This is a genomic window from Blautia sp. HCP3S3_H10_2, from assembly GCF_052122375.1.
Lineage (GTDB): Bacteria > Bacillota > Clostridia > Lachnospirales > Lachnospiraceae > Blautia_A.
On sequence record NZ_JBQKCL010000001.1, the window covers coordinates 118,419 to 134,345 of the forward strand.

Genomic DNA, 15,927 nt, shown 5'->3' on the forward strand with positions numbered 1-15,927 from the left:
TGAAAATAAATCAGCAATCCATGATCAGATCTTCCAATGTTCCTCCTGGTTTTACCATCGGATAAACCATTTCTTCCGGATCGATCACAAACTCGATGAGAGTAGGAACCTTGGTATTCTTCTTAGCTTCCTCAAATGCGGCGGCAACTTCATTTTTGTTGAATACGCGGATGCCTTTTGCGCCATAGCTTTCTGCCAGTTTAACAAAATCCGGTGTGTATTTCGGGTATTCCTCGCCATTGGTACGGCGGGAGAGGGCACCGGAACGGAGATTGGTCATACTGTAGCGTTTGCCGTAGAAAAGCTTCTGCCACTGACGTACCATGCCAAGATATTCGTTGTTAAATACGCAAAGGATCAGCGGAAGCTCTTCCAGGACGGCTGTGGCAAATTCCTGGATGTTCATCTGCATACCGCCATCACCGGAGATGACAATAACTGGTTTATCCGGATTGCCGATCTTGGCACCGATACCGCCAGGGAATCCGTAACCCATAGTGCCAAGGCCACCGGACATGATCAGCTGTTTGCCAGGTGTGATCTGGGCATACTGGGAAACCAGCATCTGATGCTGGCCTACATCCGTAACGATGATAGCTTCTTCAAACTGGTTGTTGATTTCATTGATAATATCAACTGGACTTAAACGGTCATTGGGACGCATGGCAAGAGGATGCTCCTGTTTCCAGCCATTTATCTCATTGAGCCATTTTTTACAGGTGTAATTTTCAACATATTCAGACATTTTGGTAAGAGCTTCTTTGGCATTGGCAACGATCGGGATATCCACATGGATATTACGTGAAATGGACGCTGTATCAATATCAATATGGATGATCTGTGCATGTGGGGCAAATTCATGGAGCTTGCCTGTAATACGGTCGTTGAAACGGGTTCCGATAGAGAAAAGCACATCGCAGTTGCTGACTGCCATATTTGCAGCGTAAGCGCCGTGCATACCAAGGTTGCCAATAAAAAGCGGATGGTTGGTAGGAATATCCCCACGTCCCATAATTGTGGTGACGACTGGAACACCGGTTTTCTCTACTACTTCAAGGAAAACATCATTGGCACGGGCAATATTGATTCCGCCGCCTGCAAGGAAAAGAGGTTTCTTTGCTTTGGAAAGGGTCTTGATAGCGCGTTTCAGCTGGCCGATATGGACGCTGGTGTTCGGTTTATAACCACGGATGTTTACATTCTTAGGATATTCCGGGCTGCCAAGCTCTGCCATAACATCCTTGGGAAGATCAATGAGAACTGGTCCTGGGCGGCCGGTACGTGCGATGTAAAAAGCTTCCTTAATAATGCGGCCGAGATCCTCTCTGTTGCGTACAGTAACGCCGTATTTGGTAATACTGCGGGTGATTCCTACAATATCAACCTCCTGGAACGCATCATTTCCGATCAGATGACGTGCTACCTGTCCTGTGAAGCATACAAGTGGAACGCTGTCGTAATTGGCTGTTGCAAGGCCTGTGACCAGGTTGGTGGCACCAGGACCGCTTGTGACCAGGCAGACTCCTACTTTCCCGGTGGTACGTGCGTAGGCATCGGCTGCATGAACCAGAGCCTGCTCATGGCGTGGAAGGATTACAGTAATGTCGTCTTGTTTATATAATTCGTCGCTGATGTCAATGGTACATGCTCCGGGATAACCGAAAACGTACTCAACACCTTCTTCTTTCAGTGCTTTTACCAGCAGCTTATTACCTGATATCTGTTTCATTTAGTGAAGCTACCTCCTTCTTGCCGGGAAAAAGAGCCGGCATTTCATGTAATTATAAAAAAATCTCCAAGCTGATCAGCTTAGAGTGTTACTGCTTTAATGAATTACAGTAATACACTTCCAGGGGCGAAAAAATAACTGCCTTGGAACAGTAAGAATATTATACCGTTTGCGGGATGGTGTGTCAACAAATGCCAGATGAAATCTATTCAAAAAATATAATCTATGGTACAATAGATAGAACAAAAATAAAGAGGAAGGGAAGAGGTTGGCGAGGCGTGGAATTAAATAAGGAAAATATGAAAAAGATAAGGTGGCTGATCGCATTTGCGGTGATTCTTTATCTGGGAGTTCAGAATCTTTCTGTAGTGCTGAAATACGTGAAGGTATTGTGGGGACTGATGCTGCCTTTTATATTGGGCAGTGCCATGGCGTTTGTTTTGAATGTTCCCATGTCTTTTATTGAGAGACATCTTTTCGGAAAAGCGAAAGAGAAACAGGGGAAGGGTGCAAAGGCAGCAGCGCGTATGGCAAGACCGGTCAGTCTGTTTTTATCCATTGTATTCGTGGTGCTGGTGGTTCTGCTTGTGGTGCTGGTCGTGGTGCCGGAAATTGGAACTACGCTGGTAAGCGTGGTGAAGAGAGTAGAAGAGAATATTCCTGTGTTACAGAAATGGCTTACCAATACGTTTCAGAGCGATTCTGAAATCGTAAAATGGATTTCTTCTATAGAAATCGAGCCGCAGAAAATCCTTGATTCCATAGGGAAAGTTCTGAAAAACGGAGCGGATAATCTGGTTTCTTCCACCGTCACGGTCACTATGGGAATTGTAAGTATGGTGGTAAATTTCGCCATTGCATTTGTGTTTTCCTGCTATGTGCTTCTGGCGAAGGAAAAGCTGGGAATGCAGGTGCGAAAAGCTGCATATGCGATTCTTCCAGCGAAGACCGTGAAATATCTGGAACATGTCTGCACCCTGGCAAGTAAGATTTTTGCAAGCTTTATCACCGGCCAGTGTATTGAAGCGGTGATTTTGGGAAGTATGTTCTTTGTGACCATGACCATTGGCAAATTTCCGTATGCAATGCTGATCGGAGTGCTGATCAGTTTTACAGCGTTGATTCCTGTATTTGGCGGCATTATCGGCTGCTGGGTGGGCTTTTTCCTCATCCTTATGGTGAGTCCTATGAAAGCCTTTGCATTCCTGGCTTTGTTCGTGATATTGCAGCAGATCGAGGGCAATCTGATCTATCCCCATGTGGTAGGAAATTCTGTGGGACTGCCAGCTATCTGGGTATTGGTTGCGGTGACCCTTGGCGGTAATCTTATGGGAATTGTGGGAATGCTGGTATTCATTCCGCTGGTGTCTGTACTGTATACGCTGTTTCGGGAATGGGTGTACGAAAGATTGGATAAGAAAAAAGTAAAGCTGGAAGAGCACTAGAGCCTGTTTGAGAAATGAATAACAAATGGTTGCATAAATAATTGAAAAATATCTCCGGGAAACAAAAAGCTTCCGGAGATATTTTTTACATTTTTATTTTTTATGAAGATCAGTCGTTGGTCTGTTTCTGGCTTTCTACTTCTGCAAGCTTCATTGCACGAACCTTCAGCGGCAGACCGAACAGAGTGATGAATCCGTCTGCGTCATGATGATCATACATATCACCTGTGGTGAAGGATGCAAGAGACTCATTATAAAGGCTGTATGGGGAAGTTGTTCCGGCCTTGATGATGTTACCTTTGTAAAGCCTGAATTTAACTTCACCAGTTACGTATTTCTGGGTGGATTCTACGAATGCCTGGATTGCTTCGCGAAGCGGTGTGAACCATTTTCCTTCGTAAACAACCTGTGCGAGCTGGCTGCCAAGTTTCTTCTTAGTCTCCAGTGTCTCACGGTCAAGAATCAGCTCCTCAAGCTGCTCATGGGCTGCCATAAGGATTGTTCCGCCAGGAGTCTCGTAAACGCCACGGGATTTCATACCTACAACACGGTTTTCCACGATATCAATGATACCGATTCCGTTTTCACCGCCAAGTTTGTTCAGCTCAGTGATGATCTCAGAAACTTTCATGGCTTTTCCATTTAAGGTTTTCGGAACACCGGCCTCAAAGGTCATGGTAACTTCTGTTTCTTTATCTGGTGCCTTCTCAGGTGTTACGCTGAGAACTAACATATCGTCATAGTTTGGAGCCTGTGCCGGATCCTCAAGCTCAAGTCCCTCATGGCTGATGTGCCACAGGTTACGGTCACGGCTGTAGCTATGCTTTGCATCAAATGGAAGATTAATGCCGTGAGCCTGGCAGAATGCGATCTCATCTTCACGGGACTGCATGGTCCATACATCTGTCATACGCCATGGAGCGATGATCTTAATGTCTGGGGCAAGTGCCTTGATTCCAAGCTCGAAACGAATCTGGTCATTTCCTTTGCCTGTTGCACCGTGGCAGATGGCAACTGCGTTCTCTTTTCTTGCAATCTCAACCAGCTTCTTAGCGATAGCAGGACGGGCCATGGAAGTACCAAGAAGGTATTTATGCTCATAGACAGCACCTGCTTCTACGCATGGCATAATGTAGTTGTCGCAGAAATCATCTACGATATCTTCGATATATAACTTGGAAGCTCCGGAAAGCTTCGCTCTTTCTTCGAGGCCATCCAGCTCATTTCCCTGTCCACAGTTTACACAGCAGCAGACTACTTCATAATCGAATGTTTCTTTCAGCCACGGAATCAGTGCTGTGGTATCAAGTCCGCCTGAATATGCGAGTACAACTTTTTCTTTCATAATAATTTACCTCTTTTCTTTTATCCCTCTGAAACAGATAGGGTTATAATTCGTATAAAATTTTGAATAAATATTCATTACTAGAACGGCGTTTTCCTGCCGTTTGTTAATCACAAAGAATAATATACAACATTACTAATAAATATGCAATAGGAAATTGAAGAAAATTTTAATTTATATTTGCATAAAAATACATCTTTTAATAGGAAAATTTGCGATGAAATGCACAAAAAGATTGCAAGGTGCGGAAAAATAAGGAAAAAATCACTATTGCATAATATGCAAAGAAGATGTATAATTCATACATCATTGTTCGTAAAGAATGGACAATCACATTAACAGCATGGTGCCAGGGCAAAAAGCGAGACTTTGACATCATATATACACGGAGGAATCAAAAGATGATAAAAGCTGGAATTATCGGAGCCACCGGTTATGCGGGAAATGAAATCGTGCGTCTCCTTCTTGGACATAAAGATGTGGAAGTTGCCTGGTATGGCTCCAGAAGTTACATCGACAAAAAATATGCAGGAATCTACCAGAACTTTTTTAAGCTGGTAGATGCCAAATGTATGGATGATAATATGGAAGCTCTTGCAGATGAGGTAGATGTGATTTTTACTGCTACACCGCAGGGGCTGTGTGCATCTCTCGTTAATGAGGGAATTCTTTCCAGAGCGAAAGTGATTGATTTAAGTGCCGACTTCCGTATTAAAGATGTGAAGAAATATGAGAAATGGTATGGAATCGAGCATAAATCACCGCAGTTTATTGATGAGGCAGTGTATGGATTGTGCGAGATCAACCGTGAGGATATTAAAAAGGCTCGTCTGATCGCGAACCCGGGCTGTTATCCAACCTGTTCAACCCTTTCCATTTATCCACTGTTAAAGGCTGGAATGATCGATCCGAATACCATTATTATTGATGCAAAATCCGGAACGACAGGCGCAGGAAGAGGGGCAAAAGTTGACAATCTTTACTGTGAAGTAAATGAGAATATTAAAGCTTACGGTGTTGCTACACATAGACATACACCGGAGATTGAGGACCAGTTAGGCTATGCCTGTGGACAGGAGGTAACTATTAATTTTACTCCGCATCTTGTTCCGATGAACAGAGGAATCCTGGTTACTGCATATGCTTCCCTGACTAAAGATGTTACATATGAAGAGGTAAAAGCAGCATATGATGCATGCTATGAGAATGAAAGATTTGTGCGTGTCCTGGATAAGGATATCTGCCCTCAGACGAAATGGGTAGAGGGCAGCAATTACGTGGATGTGAACTTTAAGATCGATCCGAGAACCCATAGAATCATCATGATGGGAGCTATTGATAATCTGGTAAAAGGAGCTGCCGGACAGGCTGTACAGAACATGAACCTGCTGTTTGGATTTGATGAGGCAGAAGGATTATTACAGGTTCCGATGTATCCGTAAGAGAAGGATAAGAACATAAAATTTGCCATATAAGGGCAAAGGAGGAGTATTAAAATGGAAATAATTACAGGTGGTGTTACCGCTGCAAAAGGCTTCAAGGCAGCAGCGACAGCAGCAGAAATCAAATATAAAGGCCGTACAGATATGGCTATGGTTTACAGTGAGGTTCCATGTGTTGCAGCAGGTACTTTTACTACAAATGTAGTGAAAGCAGCTCCTGTAAAATGGGATCAGGATGTGGTTTATAATCATCCATCCGCACAGGCTGTGATCTGCAACAGTGGTATTGCAAATGCATGTACCGGAGCAGAAGGATACGGCTATTGCAAAGCCACAGCAGACGCTGCTTCAGAGATTCTTGGAATCCCGGCAGACAGCGTGTTAGTAGCGTCTACAGGCGTTATTGGAATGCAGATTCCCATTGACAGAATTGTGAATGGTGTGAAAGCTATGGCACCGAAACTGGACGGTTCTTTAGAGGCTGGAACAGAGGCTGCCAAGGCTATTATGACTACCGATACAGTGAAAAAAGAAGTTGCCGTACAGATTGAAATCGGTGGAAAAACCGTTACCGTTGGTGGTATGTGCAAGGGTTCCGGAATGATCCATCCTAATATGTGCACTATGCTTGGGTTTGTTACAACCGATGCTGCAATCTCCAAAGAAATGCTGCAGAAAGCCTTAAGCGCGAACATCAAAGACACCTTTAACATGGTTTCTGTGGATGGAGATACTTCCACAAATGACACAGTTCTGCTTCTTGCAAACGGACTGGCAGGCAACCCGGAAATCACAGAAGAAGGTGCTGATTTCCATAAATTTATGGAAGCTCTGAACTATATCAACACCTGTCTTTCCAAGAAAATTGCAGGCGACGGAGAGGGTGCAACAGCACTTTTTGAAGTGAAAATTATCGGTGCCAAGACGAAGGAAGATGCAGTTACATTGAGTAAATCTGTAGTAACCTCTTCCCTTACAAAGGCTGCAATCTATGGACACGATGCGAACTGGGGACGTATTTTATGTGCAATGGGATACTCAGGAGTGCAGTTTGACCCGGAGAAAGTGGACCTGTATTTCGAGAGCCGTGCCGGTAAATTAAAGATTATTGAGAACGGTGTTTCCACCGGATATGACGAAAAAGAGGCAACCAGAATCCTGTCTGAGGATGAGGTAACAGCTATCGCAGATGTAAAAATGGGTGATGCTACAGCAACAGCGTGGGGCTGTGATCTCACTTATGATTATGTAAAAATTAATGCGGATTATCGTTCCTGATCACATTAAGATATATTGAATGTGACCGGAATGAAAGAGAAATTTATGGGGACATTCTGGTATGCTGGAATTGTTTTGAAGTGTCTGGAAAAGTTACAAAAAGACAAAAAGAAAGGTAAGAGAAAATGGTAAATCAGAAATATCTTGACAAGGCGGAAGTGTTGATTGAAGCTCTTCCTTATATACAGCGTTTTAACCGTAAAATCGTAGTGATAAAGTATGGCGGAAGTGCCATGCTGGACGAAGAACTGAAGGCCAATGTGATCAAAGATGCAGTCCTTCTGAAACTGGTTGGATTTAAGCCGATCATTGTACATGGCGGCGGCAAAGAAATCAGTAAATGGGTTGGAAAAGTCGGAATGGAAGCCAAATTTATCAATGGACTCCGTGTGACAGATGCCCAGACCATGGAAATTGCTGAGATGGTTCTTGCCCGGGTAAATAAAGAACTGGTTACCCATGTGGAATCCCTTGGCGTACAGGCTGTTGGTATCAGCGGTAAAGATGGTGGCCTCTTAAAATGCAAGAAGAAATATTCCAACGGAGAGGATATCGGATTTGTAGGAGATATCACAGATGTGAATCCCAAAATCCTTTATGATCTTCTGGAAAAGGATTTCCTTCCGATCGTTTTCCCGATTGGATTTGATGACAATTATGCCAGCTACAATATCAACGCAGATGATGCCGCATGTGCGATTGCAGAAGCTGTACATGCAGAAAAACTGGCATTTCTTTCTGATATCGAAGGTGTATATAAGGATAAAGATGATCCGTCATCTTTGATTTCTGAGCTTCATATCCAGGAGGCAAGAAAGCTGATCGAGGATGGATATGTTGGCGGAGGAATGATCCCGAAACTGAATAACTGCATCGAAGCAATCGAGCATGGTGTTAACCGGGTTCATATTCTTGATGGAAGAATCCCACATAGCTTACTGCTTGAAATCTTTACAAATAAAGGAATCGGAACTGCTATTTTAAGAGAGGACGGAGAGAAATATTACCATGAACATGAATAATCAGATGGAAGAATCAGAAGCTAGTATTCTTCATACTTATAATCGTTTTCCAGTTGTTTTTGAAAAGGGAGAAGGGGTTCATCTCTACGATTCACAGGGGGAGAGCTATCTGGATTTTGCAGCCGGAATCGCAGTAAATTCACTTGGATATCATTATCCTGGATATGATAAAGCACTGAAAGATCAGATCGATAAGCTGACCCATATTTCCAATTTATATTACAATGAGCCTATTATTGAGGCTGGTGCCAAGCTTGTAAACGCAAGCCGTATGGACAAGGCTTTCTTTACTAACAGTGGTACAGAGGCCATTGAGGGCGCCTTAAAAGCAGCCAAGAAATATGCATATGAGCGTGATGGACATGCGGATCATGAGATTATTGCCATGAATCATTCCTTCCATGGAAGATCGATTGGAGCACTTTCAGTTACCGGAAATGCCCATTACCGTGAGCCATTTGAGCCTCTTATGGGCAGTGTAAAGTTTGCAGATTTCAATGATTTAGAGAGTGTAAAAGCCCAGGTTACAGACAAAACCTGTGCCATTATTATGGAAACCGTACAGGGGGAAGGCGGCATTTATCCGGCTACAAGAGAGTTCCTGGAAGGTGTTCGTGCTCTGTGCGATGAGAAAGATATTTTATTGATCCTGGATGAGATCCAGTGCGGAATGGGCCGTTCCGGTTACTATTTTGCATGGCAGGCATACGGAGTCCAGCCGGATATTATGACTTGTGCGAAGGCACTGGGCTGTGGCGTTCCGGTAGGTGCTTTTGTGCTGAATGAGAAGGTTGCACAGGCTTCCCTGAAGCCAGGCGACCACGGTACAACTTATGGCGGAAATCCATTTGTATGTGCTGCTGTAAGCAAGGTTTTTGATATTTATGAGAAGGATATGATCCTTACCCATGTACAGGAATTAACTCCATATCTTGAGAAAAAACTGGATGCGCTTGTGGAGAAACATGAGTGTGCTGCTGCAAGAAGAGGTATGGGATTTATGCAGGGAATCGTGATCCAGGGACGTCCTGTAGGTGAGGTCGTAAAGAAAGCTCTTGAGAAGAAACTGCTGGTTATTTCTGCGGGAAGTGATGTACTTCGTATTGTGCCTCCGCTGGTTATTACGAAAGCAGATATTGATGAAATGGCAGCGATTCTGGATGAGTGTCTGGCGTAAGTTTCTGATAGCCGGACGTCGGATGGCGCATAAAAAAGTGTCTGGGAATCTCTGTGATAGGAGATAAAAATAACGAGGATGTCAACAAAATGAATGCTGACATCCTCATTATTTTGCTTAGAACTTTTTTCTTTCATATAAATATAATAAGAAATTGATTTTAAGAGCCATATGCCATATTTCCTATAAACAGGTGAGAATTATTCTTCTGCGAAATCAAACTCATCTTTAAATTTCTCTTTGAAAATATCAAAGACAGCAGAGAGAACATCGTCGTCATCAACGAAAACATAGCTTTCTGAATCCTCGGTTCCATCATCCTCTACCTGAAGAATCAGGACTTCTTCATCCTCATCTTCGTCCTCACCCTCTACATCTTCGATTGGTGGAAGAAGGACTGCGTAGCGCTTTCCCTCATAATCAATGGTATCCAGATATTCAAAATCCATATCCTCGCCATTTTCGTCTGTAAGAGTGATAATCTCGATTTCGTCCTCTTCTGGTGTTACTGTGTTTTTTTCGTCTGCCATCATAGGTCTCCTTTCGTTTTGACAAGCCAGCCTGGCTGCCATATTTGTTGAAAATATTATATCAATTGAGAGGGGTGTTGAATAGATGGAAAATATAGAAAATATCAGAAATCTTTTTCTATATTGTCAGTAATAAAGATAGGATAAAATAAATTGAGAAACGGATTGACAACTATAGTTGTCAATGCTAAAATACGAATAACAGGTAATGACAAAAATATTTGTCAAAATGACAAAGAAATAAGTCATACGGAGAGAACAACTGAATATACTGCGAAAGAGAAAGAAGGGAGCCGTGGAATGGCGCTAGAGAACCGCTTGAAAGAACATCGGGCTAGGCTTGGAATCAATCAGGCTGATATGGGAAAGCTGGCTGGTGTGTCAAGACAAACCATCAGCCTGATCGAGAGAGGAGACTATTCACCTTCTGTGACGCTGGCATTGAAGCTTGCGAGGATTTGTCAGGTGAAGGTGGAAGATATTTTTACTTATACGGAGGATGGAGAAGATGAATAGAGGAAAAACTGAAAAGAGGAAAATGAATTCATATTTGAAAATGATATTATTAATGATAGCTGGCGGTATTGTAGGCGGGATTTTTGGATTTGCGACAGCTTATAGTGGGGAAGATGCGATTGCAGCTGTTGGGCATGTGATGAATGGAATACTTTTCTTTGTACGTGACCATGCTGTGTTATTGGAATGTATCTGCGGCGTAATCTGTATTGCGATTTGTGAAATTAATTTTGCAAAAATGAAAGTAATGGGTAATCAGATGCAGGAAGCAGAAGACGAAGAATATCATGAACTTCAGTATCGTATAGAGGTATCTTCGAGTTGGGGAGTAATTGCAAGTACAGTTGGAACAGTTCTTATGATGCTGATTATTTCACCAGGCTACTCTATAAAATATATTGAGAGTCAGAGTATAGGAGAGACTTGGCTGTTTTTGGTTGGGCTGGTAGTGTTCATTGGGGTGATAGGATATTTAAGTATGTGGCAGGTTCGCTATATAAAACTGCTTCAGAGACTGTATCCGGAGAAGAAAGGTGACCCTGCTTCCATGAAATTTCAGGAGCAGTGGCTTGCAAGCTGTGATGAGGCAGAGCGGGAAGAGATTTATGAAGCAAGTTATAAGACTTATCAGCTTACTGGAAAAGTACTTCCTGTCTGCACATTGGTAGCTATGTTGCTTCATATGGTATGGGATACAGGTATTCTTGCCATTATAATTCCCGCTTTTCTCTGGATTTTAACTGCTTCCAATTACTGTCGTTATTGCGTAATGAAAAAAAGTGAAAAGCTTGCGAAATGAATGAATCTTTGAAAAATACATATAATATAATTGAGGAGATGCAGAAAGTGCATCTCCTTTTCTTCCTAAACAGAAGTGTCTGGTTACGTAGACATCACCATGAATAAAAGTCATTGCTCTGCGCTCTTGGACTCTCCTGTAATCATGGTAAGAAAACTTTTATGCAATAGGAATGTTGTTAGAAGTATGGAGGTATTATATGTGGGGATTTATTGTAGCATTGATATCCGGTGCATTGATGAGTATTCAGGGGGTTTTTAATACGGAAGTGACCAAGCAGACCAGTCTGTGGGTGTCAACTGGCTGGGTGCAGTTTTCGGCCTTCTTGGTTTGCGTATTGGCATGGATATTTACTGGAAGAGACAGCATTGGGGCACTCTGGCAGATTGAAAACAAGTATACTTTGCTTGGTGGTGTGATCGGAGCTTTTATTACTATAACTGTGATTCAGAGTATGGGGAGCCTGGGACCGGCAAAAGCGGCCATGTTGATTGTAATATCCCAGCTGGCAGTTGCATACCTGATCGAATTATTCGGGCTGTTCGGCGTAGAAAAAGTGGATTTTCAATGGCGGAAACTGCTGGGTATGGCTGTGGCTATTGTAGGAATTGTCATATTTAAATGGGAGAAATAAGGTAAATAGATAAAAGACTGATAAAATTTAGAAATGGTATTGTAAAAAATGTAAAGTTTCGTTAAAATAGATGAGGTAAAGCATGAGTAGCGGGGAACCTGCGCATAAAGCGAAAGGGGAACCTGCATGAAAAGAAAAATAAATTACAGATGTGGAATCTGGATGCTCCTATTTTTTATCTGGATGGCGTTGATGATGACAGGCTGTACGCGCCGTGAGGATATTTTTCTTGAAGAGATAGCTTCTGATGGGGAAACGGAGAATGCAGAAGAAATTTCGAAAACAGAAAATACCTCAGATAAGGAAAATAAGGCAATAGAGAGTCCAGACCAGATCACGGAGATTCCACAAAAAATATACGTTGATGTATGCGGCGCTGTTGTAAGTCCGGGCGTTTATGAATTGGATGAAGGGGCACGTATTTTCCAGGCAGTAGATGCGGCTGGAGGATATTTGCCAGAAGCTGCTGTAAACTATCTGAACAGAGCCAGAAGCATTGCGGACGGGCAGCAGATTTATGTGCCTACGGAAGCAGAGGTTGAAGAAAATCTGGAACTTATTTCTGCAAAAGTACCGGAAGCGTCGGGAAACGCAGAAGAGGCAGATGGAAAAATGAATCCAGACGGAAAAACGGATGGAAATGCGTTTGCAAATGCTGGAGACAAAAGCGGGACTGGTGAAGATGTTGCTGGTGGAGCCGGTGATGACCTGACAGACACTCGGATCAATCTGAATACCGCAGATGCAGGACAGCTTTCTACGCTAAGCGGAATCGGGCAGTCCAAGGCAGAAGCAATCATCGCATACAGAGAGGAACATGGAGGCTTTACTTCCATAGAAGAGATTATGAATGTAGAAGGTATCAAAGAAGGTACCTTTTTAAAAATAAAAGATAAGATATCAGCTGGATAAGGGAGATTCTTAAATGAGCAGGAAAGTTTTGGTAGTAGATGATGAGAAACTGATCGTAAAGGGAATCCGTTTCAGCCTGGAACAGGATGGAATGGAAGTAGATTGTGCTTACGATGGCGAGGAAGCACTGGAGATGGCGAAGGAGAAGAAATATGATATTATTCTCCTGGATCTTATGCTTCCCAAGATGGATGGTTTTGAAGTATGCCAGCAGATCCGGGAATTTTCAAATGTTCCTATTGTGATGCTGACAGCCAAGGGAGAAGACATGGATAAGATCCTTGGGCTGGAATATGGCGCAGACGATTATATTACCAAGCCATTTAACATTCTTGAGGTAAAAGCAAGAATCAAAGCGATCATGCGTCGTGCAGGCAGCAATCAGGAAGAGAAAGAGAAGGCGAAGACCATTGAAGCCGGTGACCTGAAGATGGACTGTGAGAGCCGCCGTGTATTTATCGCTGGCAAAGAAATCAATCTGACTGCCAAGGAATTCGATGTGCTGGAGCTTCTGGTGTTTAACCCGAATAAAGTTTACAGCCGTGAGAACCTGCTGAATATTGTATGGGGATATGAGTATCCAGGTGACGTCCGTACTGTGGATGTACATATCCGTCGTTTACGTGAAAAAATTGAGGCGAATCCCAGTGAGCCGAAATATGTACACACCAAATGGGGTGTGGGTTATTATTTCCAGGCTTAAGCTATGCCAGAGAAAAAGAAAACAAGCTTTTTAAAAAGTCTGCGTTTTCGTATTCTGATCATTCTGGTCATTCTGGGAATCGTACCAAGTGTCATTGTTGCCCATGTGATGGTTGCTGCTTATGAAAGTAAGGCAGTCGCTGTACGCAAACAGACAGTAGAGAGGCAGTGTGACATTTTGTGCAACCTGTTAATTAAAGAGAATTACATGAATGACTCCAGCTCGCAGGATGTAAACAGCAAGCTGGAGTTGTTGTCTAATGTATATGATGGCAGAATTCTGCTGGTTGACAGGGATTACAGAATCATCAAGGATACCTATGGCGTAGATGAAGGAAAGACACTGATCTCCACGATGGTGATCAAGTGCTTCAAAGGCGAAGAAGCCAGTCGCTATAACAGCAAGAGCCAGAAGATTGAAATGGCTCTCCCGGTGAAGAGCCCGGAAGTAAAGCAGCTTCAGGGTGCTATGCTGATCAGCTTTTCTTCTAATGAAATCGCACAGAATATTCAGGAACTGGAGCAGAAGAGTATTCTGCTCACTGGAATTATCATTGTTCTGGCGGTGCTTCTGGGGTATGTTCTTTCCACGGTACTTGTGAAGCCTTTTGCACGGGTTACCAAATCAATTGAAGACCTGACAGATGGTTATCAGAACGAAGAGATTTCTGTTCCGGATTACACGGAGACTGCGCTTATTACCGATGCATTTAATAAAATGCTTTCTAGGATGAAGATACTGGATGAATCACGAAATGAGTTTGTCTCAAATGTGTCCCATGAGCTGAAGACTCCGCTTACTTCCATGAAGGTGCTTGCAGATTCCCTGGTTGGACAGGAAGGGGTACCCGAAGAACTGTATCAGGAATTTATGGGAGACATTACTGCGGAAATTGACCGGGAGAACAAGATCATTACCGACCTTCTTTCTCTTGTAAAGATGGACAAAAAGGCGGCAGACCTGAATGTGGAACATCTGAATATCAACCAGCTTTTGGAGGATATTCTGAAAAGACTCCGTCCTATTGCGGACAAACGTAATATTGACCTGATCCTGGATAGTTTCCGCCCTGTGGAAGCCGATGTGGATGAGGTGAAGTTCACTCTTGCAGTGAGCAATTTAGTTGAGAATGGCATTAAGTACAATGTTGACGATGGCTGGGTACGGGTAACCCTGGATGCGGACCACAAATATTTCTATGTGAAGGTTGCGGATTCCGGAATGGGTATTCCGGAAGACTCTGTTGGAAGGATTTTCGAACGTTTTTATCGTGTGGATAAATCCCATTCCAAGGAGATTGGTGGTACAGGCCTTGGTCTTGCGATTACCAGAAGTGCGGTTACCATGCATCATGGTACCATTCAGGTAGCCAGCAAGGAAGGTGAGGGAACCACATTTACTGTCAGAATCCCATTGTCATACATTCCGTAGGAGGTGCCAAATGAAGAAAATCTTAAGTGTGGCGCTTACACTGGTTCTGGTTGTTAGCCTTCTTACCGGATGTACGGTGGAGACCCAGGGAGAAAAGACAGAAAGTGTAAGCAACCAGTATTATATATATTATGTAAACAAAGACGAGACAAAGGTTGTAAAAGTGCAATACTATCCGGAACAGGAAAGCTCCGAATTTATGCTTCAGGATCTTATGGGGATTCTGAACAGCCAGGAGTCGAGTGGTGAAAACCAGCCTCTTTTGCCTTCTGGCGTCCAGCTTGTGACCTACCGTTTAAATGAATCTTTGCTGGAGTTGGAATTTAACAGTGAGTACAGTAATATATCACGAGCCAGGGAGATTCTGGTACGCGCCGGTGTGGCAAGGACTTTCCTGCAGATCCCGGGAGTTACCGGAGTGAAAATATTTATAGGAAGCCAGGAGCTTACAGATTCAAAAGGACAGGCCGTAGGTGTGATCGACAACAATACGTTCGTGGAAATGTGGGGGTCTGATAAAGATGCTTACCGCTATGATACCTTTACCCTGTATTTTACAGACAAGACAGGAGAGCATCTTGTGGCTGAGCAAAGAAACGTCTACTATAAGAGAATTCTGCCACGGGAAAGAGTGATCCTGGAGCAGCTTGCAAAAGGCCCCATGGTAAAAGGACATTATCCTACCATTCCACAAGATACAGATATTCTGGGAGTGGAAGTATCGGATAATGTCTGCTATGTGGATTTCAGCTCGGCATTTTCGGATGCTGGAATTGATATTCCTGTCAATACTATGATCTATTCCGTGGTAAACTCCCTCCTGGATACCTCATCTGCGGATAAGGTACAGATTTCAATTGAGGGAAATACAGAAGCTTCTTTAAGCGATGGCACATCCTTGTACAACCTTTTTAGTAAAAACACAGATCTGATTCTTAAAGAGGATCAGAAATAAAGGAGTTTT

At 43.2% G+C, this 15,927-nt stretch carries 15 protein-coding genes; 12 read left to right on the forward strand and 3 right to left on the reverse strand.

What is annotated here, in order from left to right:
• Window positions 1–10 precede the first annotated feature (10 nt).
• Window positions 11–1,729 carry a biosynthetic-type acetolactate synthase large subunit gene (ilvB, locus tag ACTQWB_RS00590; RefSeq protein ID WP_441499868.1) on the reverse strand — a complete coding sequence of 573 codons (1,719 nt, stop codon included), beginning with the start codon at window positions 1,727–1,729 and terminating at the stop codon, window positions 11–13.
• Between the two features lie 278 nt (window positions 1,730–2,007).
• Between ilvB and ACTQWB_RS00595 the strand changes: the two genes are divergently transcribed.
• On the forward strand, window positions 2,008–3,174 hold the full coding sequence (locus tag ACTQWB_RS00595; protein WP_441499869.1) for an AI-2E family transporter: 1,167 nt from the start codon (window positions 2,008–2,010) through the stop codon (window positions 3,172–3,174).
• Window positions 3,175–3,283: 109 nt separating this feature from the next.
• Here the strand turns inward: ACTQWB_RS00595 and ACTQWB_RS00600 are convergent, their stop codons facing one another.
• Entirely contained in the window at window positions 3,284–4,519 is a 1,236-nt protein-coding gene (locus ACTQWB_RS00600) for an argininosuccinate synthase (RefSeq protein WP_441499870.1), read from the reverse strand.
• Window positions 4,520–4,920: 401 nt separating this feature from the next.
• On the opposite strand from ACTQWB_RS00600, the gene argC reads away from it, so the two are divergent.
• From argC to ACTQWB_RS00620, 4 genes are all read left to right on the forward strand, one after another.
• Complete coding sequence (gene argC, locus ACTQWB_RS00605; RefSeq protein WP_441499871.1) at window positions 4,921–5,961, forward strand: N-acetyl-gamma-glutamyl-phosphate reductase; 1,041 nt, start codon at window positions 4,921–4,923, stop codon at window positions 5,959–5,961.
• Between the two features lie 54 nt (window positions 5,962–6,015).
• Window positions 6,016–7,239, forward strand: a complete 1,224-nt coding sequence (gene argJ, locus ACTQWB_RS00610; protein ID WP_441499872.1) for a bifunctional glutamate N-acetyltransferase/amino-acid acetyltransferase ArgJ — start codon at window positions 6,016–6,018, stop codon at window positions 7,237–7,239.
• 125 nt (window positions 7,240–7,364) lie between these two features.
• Window positions 7,365–8,261 carry an acetylglutamate kinase gene (gene argB / locus ACTQWB_RS00615; RefSeq protein WP_441499873.1) on the forward strand — a complete coding sequence of 299 codons (897 nt, stop codon included), beginning with the start codon at window positions 7,365–7,367 and terminating at the stop codon, window positions 8,259–8,261.
• A complete protein-coding gene (locus tag ACTQWB_RS00620; protein WP_441499874.1) occupies window positions 8,248–9,438 on the forward strand; it encodes an aspartate aminotransferase family protein in 1,191 nt (396 codons plus the stop codon). Before argB ends, ACTQWB_RS00620 begins: the two co-directional genes overlap by 14 nt.
• A gap of 200 nt (window positions 9,439–9,638) precedes the next feature.
• On the opposite strand, the gene ACTQWB_RS00625 is transcribed toward ACTQWB_RS00620, so the two are convergent.
• Complete coding sequence (locus tag ACTQWB_RS00625) at window positions 9,639–9,968, reverse strand: DUF1292 domain-containing protein (protein ID WP_441499875.1); 330 nt, start codon at window positions 9,966–9,968, stop codon at window positions 9,639–9,641.
• A gap of 300 nt (window positions 9,969–10,268) precedes the next feature.
• Here ACTQWB_RS00625 and ACTQWB_RS00630 point away from each other — a divergent pair, with 300 nt between their 5' ends.
• From ACTQWB_RS00630 to ACTQWB_RS00660, 7 genes are all read left to right on the forward strand, one after another.
• Complete coding sequence (locus ACTQWB_RS00630; RefSeq protein WP_441499876.1) at window positions 10,269–10,484, forward strand: helix-turn-helix transcriptional regulator; 216 nt, start codon at window positions 10,269–10,271, stop codon at window positions 10,482–10,484.
• Window positions 10,477–11,283 (forward strand): DUF3169 family protein, encoded by an 807-nt coding sequence (locus tag ACTQWB_RS00635; RefSeq protein WP_441499877.1) that lies wholly within the window; start codon window positions 10,477–10,479, stop codon window positions 11,281–11,283. Before ACTQWB_RS00630 ends, ACTQWB_RS00635 begins: the two co-directional genes overlap by 8 nt.
• 199 nt (window positions 11,284–11,482) lie before the next feature.
• On the forward strand, window positions 11,483–11,917 hold the full coding sequence (locus ACTQWB_RS00640; RefSeq protein ID WP_441499878.1) for a DMT family transporter: 435 nt from the start codon (window positions 11,483–11,485) through the stop codon (window positions 11,915–11,917).
• A gap of 126 nt (window positions 11,918–12,043) precedes the next feature.
• Entirely contained in the window at window positions 12,044–12,829 is a 786-nt protein-coding gene (locus tag ACTQWB_RS00645) for a helix-hairpin-helix domain-containing protein (protein ID WP_291817809.1), read from the forward strand.
• 13 nt (window positions 12,830–12,842) lie between these two features.
• Window positions 12,843–13,532: a response regulator transcription factor gene (locus tag ACTQWB_RS00650; protein WP_021925592.1), complete on the forward strand. Its 690-nt coding sequence runs from the start codon at window positions 12,843–12,845 to the stop codon at window positions 13,530–13,532.
• A gap of 3 nt (window positions 13,533–13,535) precedes the next feature.
• The gene (locus ACTQWB_RS00655; protein WP_441499879.1) at window positions 13,536–14,963 is read left to right on the forward strand and encodes a sensor histidine kinase; all 1,428 of its coding nucleotides are present in this window, start codon (window positions 13,536–13,538) and stop codon (window positions 14,961–14,963) included.
• A 10-nt stretch (window positions 14,964–14,973) separates the two neighbouring features.
• Entirely contained in the window at window positions 14,974–15,918 is a 945-nt protein-coding gene (locus ACTQWB_RS00660; protein WP_441499880.1) for a GerMN domain-containing protein, read from the forward strand.
• The last annotated feature ends 9 nt before the right edge of the window (window positions 15,919–15,927 follow it).